The organism is Variovorax jilinensis (assembly GCF_030316885.1).
Classification (GTDB): domain Bacteria; phylum Pseudomonadota; class Gammaproteobacteria; order Burkholderiales; family Burkholderiaceae_C; genus Variovorax; species Variovorax jilinensis.
Map to the genome: position 1 here is coordinate 1 of NZ_JASZYQ010000018.1, position 1765 is coordinate 1765.

Below are 1765 nucleotides of genomic sequence, written 5' to 3' on the forward strand. Positions count from 1 at the left end.
GCTCAGAGCCGCGACACGCTCTGGAAGCCCTCGGCGCTGGAAGCCTGGGCCTTGGGGATGGCGCGGCCGTCCTGCGGCGTGACCGGGAACACGGCGTTGATCTGGCCCGTGGCCGAGGAGCCGAAGTAGGGCGTGACCACCTCCGCATGGCCGTCGTAGGCCGACCAGCCCAGCGCGCCGAGCACCATCGCGGTGTCGTGCATGAAGCCCTCGCCGTGGCCCTTGGCCGCGTACTCGGGCAGCATGGCGCAGAAGTCGGCCCATTCGCCGCCTTCCCACATCTTCACCACGTCGTGGTCCATGCGCTCGAGCAGCGGGCTCCAGACGCGGTCGGCGAACTGCGGCGCCAGGCCGTTCTGCGCGAAGCGGTGCGACAGCGAGCCGCTGGCGAAGAAGGCGACCGTGCCGTTGTAGTGGTCCTCCACCGCGCGGCGCATCGCCCAGCCCAGGCGGGCGCTGTCGTTGAGGTAGTGGCTGGTGCACAGGGCCGACACGCAGATCGCCTTGAAGTGCAGGTCCTCGTTCATGTAGCGCATCGGCACCAGCGTGCCGTACTCGGGGCCCAGCGTGGTGGCGTCGTGCGCGAGCGTCTCCACGCCCCATTCGTTGCAGGTGCTCGCGAGCAGCCGGCCGAGCTCGGGATTGCCCGGCACCTCGTAGGGCATGTTGCTGATGAAGTGCGGCAGCTCGTTGCTGGTGTAGACGCCCTTGAAATGCGGCGCGCAGTTCAGGTGGTAGCTGGCGTTGACCAGCCAGTGGGTGTCGAAGACCACGATGGTGTCGACGCCCAGGTCGCGGCAGCGCTGACCGATCTCCTTCAGGCCGTCGATCGCGGCCTGGCGGCTGCCCTTGCGCGGGCCGTCGAGCTCGCTCAGGTACAGCGAGGGCACGTGCGTGATCTTGGCGGCGAGTGCGAGCTTGCCCATGCTCAGGCTCCCCAGTGCGGGATGTGGTGGCTGCCCAGGCTCACCGCGACGTTCTTGGGCTCGCAGAACACCTCGTAGCTCCAGGTGCCGCCCTCGCGGCCGGTGCCCGAAGCCTTGGTGCCGCCGAAGGGCTGGCGCAGGTCGCGCACGTTCTGGCTGTTGACGAAGCACATGCCGGCCTCGACCGCCGCCGCCACCCGGTGCGCGCGGCCGATGTTCTCGGTCCAGACGTAGCTCGAGAGACCGTAGGCGATGTCGTTGGCCAGGCGGATCGCATCGGCCTCGTCCTTGAACGGGATCAGGCAGGCGACCGGCCCGAAGATCTCCTCCTGCGCGATGCGCATGCGGTTGTCGACGTCGGCGAAGACCGTGGGCAGCACGTAGTTCCCTTTCTTCACGCGGTCCGGCAGCTCGGGCGCACCGAGCCCGCCGCACAGCAGCGTCGCGCCTTCCTTCGGGCCCAGCTCGATGTAGCTGCGCACCTTGGCCAGATGCGCCTGCGAGATCATCGGCCCGACGATGGTCTTCTCGTCGAGCGGGTCGCCGACCGTGATGCGCCTGGCGCGCTCGGCGAACTTCGCCGCGAAGTCGGCATAGATCGACTGCTGCACCAGGATGCGCGAGCCCGCGGTGCAGCGCTCGCCGTTGTTGCTGAAGATCATGAACACGGCCGCGTCGAGCGCGCGGTCGAGGTCGGCATCCTCGAAGACCACGAACGGGCTCTTGCCGCCGAGCTCCATGCTGAACTTCTTCAGACCCGCGCTCTTGACGATGCGGTTGCCGGTGGCGGTGGACCCGGTGAACGAGATCGCGCGCACGTCCGGGTGCGCCACCAGCGG

General features: G+C 68.7%; 2 protein-coding genes. Both read right to left on the reverse strand.

Going from position 1 to position 1765, the window contains the following annotated elements:
- Positions 1-2: 2 nt before the first annotated feature.
- Complete coding sequence (gene hpaD / locus QTH87_RS26145; protein WP_286613352.1) at positions 3-926, reverse strand: 3,4-dihydroxyphenylacetate 2,3-dioxygenase; 924 nt, start codon at positions 924-926, stop codon at positions 3-5.
- A 2-nt stretch (positions 927-928) separates the two neighbouring features.
- Positions 929-1765 (reverse strand): aldehyde dehydrogenase family protein (locus tag QTH87_RS26150; RefSeq protein ID WP_286613354.1); only part of this gene is annotated, 837 nt, incomplete at its 5' end.